General features: G+C 62.5%; 7 protein-coding genes. 5 read left to right on the forward strand and 2 right to left on the reverse strand.

Going from position 1 to position 6,715, the window contains the following annotated elements; genetic code table 11:
• The first annotated feature begins 92 nt into the window (after positions 1-92).
• Positions 93-914, forward strand: a complete 822-nt coding sequence (locus KVT38_RS25015) for a phytanoyl-CoA dioxygenase family protein (RefSeq protein WP_217596476.1) — start codon at positions 93-95, stop codon at positions 912-914.
• 26 nt (positions 915-940) lie between these two features.
• Positions 941-1,459: a GrpB family protein gene (locus KVT38_RS25020; protein ID WP_217596477.1), complete on the forward strand. Its 519-nt coding sequence runs from the start codon at positions 941-943 to the stop codon at positions 1,457-1,459.
• 217 nt (positions 1,460-1,676) lie between these two features.
• Here the strand turns inward: KVT38_RS25020 and KVT38_RS25025 are convergent, their stop codons facing one another.
• Positions 1,677-2,507, reverse strand: coding sequence for a helix-turn-helix transcriptional regulator (locus KVT38_RS25025; protein ID WP_217596478.1), 831 nt, complete (start codon positions 2,505-2,507; stop codon positions 1,677-1,679).
• Between the two features lie 117 nt (positions 2,508-2,624).
• Here KVT38_RS25025 and KVT38_RS25030 point away from each other — a divergent pair, with 117 nt between their 5' ends.
• Positions 2,625-3,467, forward strand: coding sequence for an NAD-dependent epimerase/dehydratase family protein (locus tag KVT38_RS25030; RefSeq protein WP_217596479.1), 843 nt, complete (start codon positions 2,625-2,627; stop codon positions 3,465-3,467).
• A 104-nt stretch (positions 3,468-3,571) separates the two neighbouring features.
• Here KVT38_RS25030 and KVT38_RS25035 read toward each other — a convergent pair whose 3' ends face one another.
• Entirely contained in the window at positions 3,572-4,162 is a 591-nt protein-coding gene (locus tag KVT38_RS25035; RefSeq protein ID WP_217596480.1) for a hypothetical protein, read from the reverse strand.
• 219 nt (positions 4,163-4,381) lie between these two features.
• On the opposite strand from KVT38_RS25035, the gene KVT38_RS25040 reads away from it, so the two are divergent.
• Complete coding sequence (locus tag KVT38_RS25040; protein ID WP_217596481.1) at positions 4,382-6,490, forward strand: GAF domain-containing sensor histidine kinase; 2,109 nt, start codon at positions 4,382-4,384, stop codon at positions 6,488-6,490.
• Positions 6,447-6,715: response regulator (locus KVT38_RS35285; RefSeq protein WP_217596482.1), on the forward strand; the 269-nt coding region annotated here is incomplete at its 3' end. The genes KVT38_RS25040 and KVT38_RS35285, both read left to right, overlap by 44 nt.

The raw sequence follows: 6,715 nt of genomic DNA on the forward strand, positions 1-6,715 counted from the left end.
GATTATACATGGATTCGCAACGGTCTTCAATGGAAGTCGCCGCGGTCTCTCCCTATACTGAAGCTACAATCGACGACAGGAGTGAGACGCGCATGATGGTAAAGGTAGGGAGCCGGGAGCTGGAGCTCGGCGGGGAGCATCTGACGGAACTGAGGGACTCGAACGATATCAGGCATGACTTTGACGCCCTGCGCGCCAGAATGGCGGAGGACGGCTATTTGCTGCTGCGCGATTTCCACGATCGGGAGGAGGTACTGAAGGCCAGGCACGCGGTGCTGCGCAAGATGGAGAAGATGGGCAAGCTCGACAGGGATACCCTGCTTGAGGACGGGGTTATGGCGGACGGCAGCAGAACGCTGTTTTTCGGCGGGACGAACGAGGATCTGCCGGAGCTGCTGAACGTGCTGAACGGGCAGCGGATCATGGGTTTCTTCGATGAGCTGTTCGGCGAGAAGTCGATGACCTATAATTACAAATGGCTGCGCGCGGTCGGCAAGGGCGACTATACGGGCGCGCATTATGATATCGTGTATATGGGCCGCGGCACGCACAATCTGTACACCGTCTGGTCTCCGATCGGCGACATCAGCTACGCGATGGGCGGTCTGGCGATGTGTCTGGGCTCGCACCGGTTCGAGGAGCTGAAGCGCACCTACGGCACGAAGGATTCGGACTGGGACAAAGTGAACAATTACACGGACGATCCGCTCGTCATCACGAGCAAGTACGGCGGCAAGTGGGCGACGACCGAGTACCGGGCGGGCGACGTGATGATCTTCGGGATGTACCTCATGCACTGCTCGCTGGAGAATACGACGAACCAGTATCGGCTGAGCGTGGACACCCGGTATCAATCCTCCCTGGAGAAGGTCGACGAACGCTGGGCCGGGAAAAAACCGCGCGGGCATTTCTAGGCCCAAGCTGGCAAGGAGCGTGTCGGATGAAGGTTAGGCTGAGCGACTACAGCAATGAATGGGTGCGGCTTTACGAGGACGAAGTCGCGTTTCTAGGCGCGATATTCGGGGATGAGATCGTGCGCTTCGAGCACTTCGGCAGCACGTCGGTGCCGGGCATGAAGGCGAAGCCCGTCATCGATATGATGGGCGTGGTGCGGGACATCGAGCGGATCGATGCGTATAACGACCGGATGCGCCTGCTCGGATACGACGTCGCCGGAGAGTGGGGCATTCCCGGCAGGCGGCTGCTGCGCAAAGGCGGCGAGGAACGGACGCATCACATTCATTTTTATGAGACGTATAACCCTCAGATTGAACGGCATCTTGTCTTCAGAGATTACTTGCGTTGTCATCCGGCGGAAGCTGCGAGGTACAGCCGGTTCAAGGAGGAGCTCGCCGAGCGCTACGCGCGCACGAACGAATACAGTCCGGCCAAGAAGGCGTTCGTCAGCGAAATGGAGCGGCTGGCGCTGGCATGGTATGCCGAGAGGCAAGGGCGTTAGTGCTATCGTGCAAAAGTGCATCATTTTAGGTGCCATATGACGGGTTTGGGTGATCTATCGTGCAAAAGTGCACGTTAGCCCGCTTCTCTGAACAGGATTGATACTTATTGAGGCTAAAACCCTGCACTTTTGCGCGATAGGCGAAGCGACGAGCGAGAGCTGGTCTCGATCGTGCACTTTTGCACGATAGACGGTCGGGGATGCGAACGGATCAAGTTCAGCCTTCCGATGCATCCAACAAACGCTGCAATCGCGCCGCCGTATCCGCCGAAGCGGTAAAGATCATGACCTTCAGATCCGGATGGGTCGGCGGCTGCAAGGTCACGTGCTCGAACGCCATCTCTCCGATTCGCGGATCGTACTTTTGCTTGCGGTGATCGGTCGCCGCCTCGACATCGTGCATCGGCCACAGCTCGCGGAATAGCGGGCTGATGCGCATGAATTCCTCGATCAGCACCTTAAACCGCTCGTCATTCGGAAAGCGTGCGTAATCCGCGCGAAACCTTGCGATCAACACGCGCGTTCTGGACGCTCCGTCCATGAGGTCGGGCCCCAGCGTGGTATCCGTCAGCAGATGCCGCATCCAGTTGAACATCTTGTCGTCGGATGAGGCAGGGATATGAAAAACCAGCTCAGCCGCCTTGTTCCACAGCAGCAGGTCCCAATATCTGCCGAGCACGAACGCCGGGTGCGGGTCCAGCGCCTGGATCATTCGTTGCAAGCCCGTGGCGATATCGCGATCTTCTTCCTCCGGCTCCTGCTGATCCGATCTGGCCAGAAGGTGAAGATGGCGACGCTCGTCCTCGGTCAATCGCAGCGCCTTGGCGATATTGTTCAGCACATCCTCGGACGGGTTAACGCTGCGTCCCTGCTCCAGGGAGGTGTACCAGGAGGTGCCGATATGGGCGAGCTGGGCGACCTCTTCCCGCCGAAGTCCCGAGGTCCGCCGCCGACCATAGGAGACCAGTCCGACCTCTTCCGGCGTCAGCCGCTCCCGGCGTATGCGCAGAAATTCGCCCAACGATCTTCTGGAAGCAACTACTTCCATCTCCATTCCTCCCCGTATCCTGACACTCCCAAACCTACGATAAACGCAGGAGGGAAGCCGACTGCTCCCTCTATTATACTGCCCGTATAGCAACTAAAAAACGTAGGAGGGCTTAACATGAACACTTTTATCACGGGGGCTACAGGTAAAGTGGGGAGCCGGTTTGCGCAGCGTATGCTGCAGCGCGGCCATCGCGTGACCTTGCTGGTGAGAAACGCCGAAAAGGCGGACGGGCTTCGCCGGCAAGGGGCGGAGATCGTGGAAGGCGATCTGCTGCGGCCGGACGACTATATCGGCGTGCTGCAGGGGAAGGATGCGGTGATTCACTTGGCAGCGCAATTCCGCGGCGTGGACGAGGAGACGACCAGAACGGCCAACCTCGACGGCACGATCGCGCTGGCGCATGCGACCTTGCAGACGGAAGTGCCCAGGTTGATTTTTGCCAGCACGAGCACCGTCTATGGTTCGGTGGTCCGTACGCGGCCCAGCCGTGAAGACGACGAACTGAGCCCGACCCAGGCTTATCCGCTAAGCAAAGTGGAGGCCGAAGCGGTGCTGCTGCGGCTTCATCGCGAGCAGGGCTTGGGTGTTCGGATCGTTCGGCTGCCGTTCGTCTATGGCGACGGGGATCCGCATATCGTGGAGATACTGCCGCACTTGCGCAGCTGGCATCCGGCCAAACGCATGCACATGGGGCATCATGCGGATGTCGCTCAAGCCCTGCTGCTCGCAGCGACCATGCCGGGCATCGATGGCCGGATCTACAACGTGGGCGACGATGCGCCGATCACGGTCGAGGAGCTTCGGCAGCTTCATGGCGGCGAAGGCGCACCCGAGGCGGAGCAACAGCCTTTGGATCCGTGGGACATGATCGTCGATACGACGCGCATTCGGGAAGAGCTGAACTTCCGTCCGATCTATCCGTCCTTCTATACGGCAAGAGACGCAGGGGCGATATAATCGAGCGTCGAAAAGGCCTTGAATTGATAAAGGAAATGGAAAAGGCGACCTCTCGCGAGGCCGCCTTTCTCTTTTGCGCAAATCCCGACCGTCCCGCCCGAACCTTACGCGCGTGCCTGCGCGCCTGCCGCCTCCGCCGTATACAGACTCTGCTCGCGCGGCTTCAGCCGCCCGGTCCAGATGCACCAGCCGGCGCCGACGTAGGCGAGCCCCCAGAAGAAGGCGAAGTACTTGTTGTCCGCGATGGGCAGGAACATGCTGGCCATCATGACCACGAACAGAATCGGCACCCACACGGGGAACACCTTGGCGCGGAACGTCAGAATCGTCAGCAGCAGCGTACCGCCCATCATGCCGATCATATTGCCCATGCCGGTGATCGCGACCGCCAGACCCTCCGGCGGATTTTCCGCCGTATCGACGATAAACGTCGTGAACACAAGCGCCGTCGTCAAGACGTTGCCGATGACGATGCCGAGCGCGCTGAGGAAGCCAAGCACCCCCGTCTCCCGGGCTTGCGCCAGATAAAGCGCGAACGAGCCGGCCGACATGAGCACGCAGGCGATATAGCCGAACGTCAGCTCTTGCGGACTGTCCGTCCCCCAGGCCAGCGAAGTCGGCGTCATGCCCATCCGCGCGATGCCCGCCACCAGGCAGATCATGCCGAGCCACCGCAATATTTTTGCTTCCGTCATGATTGATCATCCATCCTTCTCTTGTCGCGTGAATTGACCTACGAGACTAATCATACAAGCGGCGAGGCCGGGACCGACAGGGCAATCGCGACTCAAAAAGACGGGAACCGGCATTCCCGAATCCGGGAATTTTGCGGCGAGGAAGCGGGATTTTGCGCGTGATTCGTATTCAACGACGGAGAGGCCCAGTATAATGAAGCCATGGAAAACGTTCGATGGATGCGTTGGCCCGCGTGGCTCTTCGGCCTTCTCTTCGCCGCGACGGCGGCGCTTTACTTCAACTGCATACCGGCTTACTACGACAAGCTGCAAGCGCAATGTCTGGCCCAGGGCTGCGGCCTGTCCGTTCCCGCACTGACGCTGGACATCGCAGGGCTGTCGGTCGCGGAGATCTCGCTGATCCTCGTCGCGATTGACGTCCTCTTTACGCTCGTCTTTTATGCGTCGGCGCTCATTCTGCTGTGGAAAAGCCCGCGCGAGCCGGTCGGGCTGCTGGCCGCGCTGGCCATGCTGGCCTTCGGGACGACGTTTCCGTCGCTCGTCAACGTAGCGTCCATGCAGGGCTTGTTCGCTTATTATTGGTTCCAGGGCCTGTCGGCGATCGGCTGGATGTCGATCTCGCTGTTCTGCCTGCTGTTCCCGAACGGGCGCTTCGTCCCCTCCTGGTCCAGGTATGCCATGCTGGCCATCGCGGCGGTCAACGTAGCGGGCTTCGTGAAGGGCGGCCAGATCTGGAGCGGACTGCCGGGCTCGGAGCTGTTCTCGCTCGCCTGGTTTCTGGCGTTCACGGCACTCCTCATTTATGCGCAAATTCGCAGGTTTCGCGTCCACTCCTCCCCGGCGGAGCGGCAGCAGACCAAATGGGTCGTCTACGGCGTGGCGATCGCGTTCGTCGGCTTTGTCGTCATCAGCATCCTGTTCGATCCGCGGTTCTACGACGGCAAGGCGAGCAACTTCATTTACCTGAATGCCGGTCTCCATCTGGGCCTGTCCGCGCTCCCGATCACGCTGACGCTCGCCGTCCTGCGCCGCCGGCTCTGGGATATCAACCCGCTCGTCAACCGCACGCTCGTCTACGGGGCGCTGACGCTGTGCATCGTGCTGCTCTACGCGGGAGCCGTGCTCTATCTGGACCGGCTATTCCGGGCGTGGAACCCGTTTGTCGTCTCCCTCATCGCGACCGGTCTGGTCGCCGCCGCCTTTGCGCCGCTCAAGGAATGGCTGCAGCGGCGGGTGAACCGGCTCATGAAAGGCCGGCACGACGATCCGTACGCCGTGCTCCTCGAGCTCGGCAGCCGGCTGACCCAGCCGCTCGCGCCGGACGCGATGCTGAAGGCGCTCGCCGTCCAGGTGCAGGGCGCGCTGCGGCTGCCGTACGTCGGCATCGCGATCGAGATCGAAGGCGAGGAGACATTCATCGCCGAGGCCGGCGAGCGCCGGGAAGGATACGACGTCCATGCGTTCCCGATCGTCTACCGGGGTCCGGCGCTCGGCACGCTGTACGCGCTCGGGCGCTCGCCCGGGGAGGCGTTCACGGCCGACGACGAACGATTCCTCGAGCTGCTGCTCCGCCATGCGGGTCCGCTCGTGAACAACGCGGACATGCTGCAGGCCATGCGGCGGCTGACCGAGGACCTGCGGGAATCGCGGGAGAAGCTCGTGCTCGCCCGGGAGGAGGAGCGCCGCCGGATTCGCAACAATTTGCACGACGAGCTGGCGCCGCGGCTCGCCGCGCTCGCCCTGAAGACGGCGACGGCCCGCAAGGTCGTCGAGCGGGAGCCGGCCTCCGCGGCGGCCATCCTCGAGGATCTCGGACGGGACATCCGGACGTCCGTCGGCGACATCCGCGCGCTCGTGAACGATCTTCGTCCGCCGGCGCTCGACGAGTTCGGCCTGATCGGCGCGATCCGGATGCGCGTCGACGAGCTCGCGAAGACGTCGGCCGACCGGCTGGCGGCGGAGGGCGCGGACGCCCGCATCGCCTTCCGGATCGATGCGCCGCGCGAGCTGCCTCCGCTGCGCGCGGCCGTCGAGGTCGCGGCCTACCGGATCGCGACCGAGTCGGTCGTCAACGCATGGAAGCATGCGGAGGCTGCCGTCTGTCAGGTGACGCTCGGCATCGAGGCGGACGGACGGCTGATCGTCGAAGTCACCGACGACGGCGTCGGCGTCGGGGCTCCGAGGCTGCCGGGCTGGTCGGGCCAGGCGGGCGGCGGCATCGGGCTTGTATCGATGCGGGAGCGGGCCGCCGAGATCGGCGGGGAATTCGCTATCGGGCGCAGGGATGGCGGCGGCACGCGGGTATGGGCGGCGCTGCCGCTGCAGTAGCGGGCGCACCGCGCACGAGGGCGGGCGAATCAAACGCGAGAGGAGGCAAGTGCCGGTGAGGATCATCATTGCCGAGGATCATCCGATGTTCCGCAGCGGCGTGCGGGGATTGCTCGCCACGACCGACGATCTCGAGGTCGTCGGGGAAGCCGCGGATGGGGAAGCGGCGGTACGGATCGCGGGCGAGCTGCTGCCGGACCTCGTCCTGATGGACATCCGCATGCC

The organism is Cohnella sp. GbtcB17, assembly GCF_019091135.1.
Classification (GTDB): domain Bacteria; phylum Bacillota; class Bacilli; order Paenibacillales; family Paenibacillaceae; genus Cohnella.

What these genes read in the sequence shown, in the direction of transcription:
- KVT38_RS25015 (WP_217596476.1), top strand. Translation starts at nt 93, where the DNA reads ATGATGGTAAAGGTAGGGAGCCGGGAGCTGGAGCTCGGCGGGGAGCAT.
- KVT38_RS25020 (WP_217596477.1), top strand. Translation starts at nt 941, where the DNA reads ATGAAGGTTAGGCTGAGCGACTACAGCAATGAATGGGTGCGGCTTTAC.
- KVT38_RS25025 (WP_217596478.1), bottom strand. Translation starts at nt 2,507, where the DNA reads ATGGAAGTAGTTGCTTCCAGAAGATCGTTGGGCGAATTTCTGCGCATA.
- KVT38_RS25030 (WP_217596479.1), top strand. Translation starts at nt 2,625, where the DNA reads ATGAACACTTTTATCACGGGGGCTACAGGTAAAGTGGGGAGCCGGTTT.
- KVT38_RS25035 (WP_217596480.1), bottom strand. Translation starts at nt 4,162, where the DNA reads ATGACGGAAGCAAAAATATTGCGGTGGCTCGGCATGATCTGCCTGGTG.
- KVT38_RS25040 (WP_217596481.1), top strand. Translation starts at nt 4,382, where the DNA reads ATGCGTTGGCCCGCGTGGCTCTTCGGCCTTCTCTTCGCCGCGACGGCG.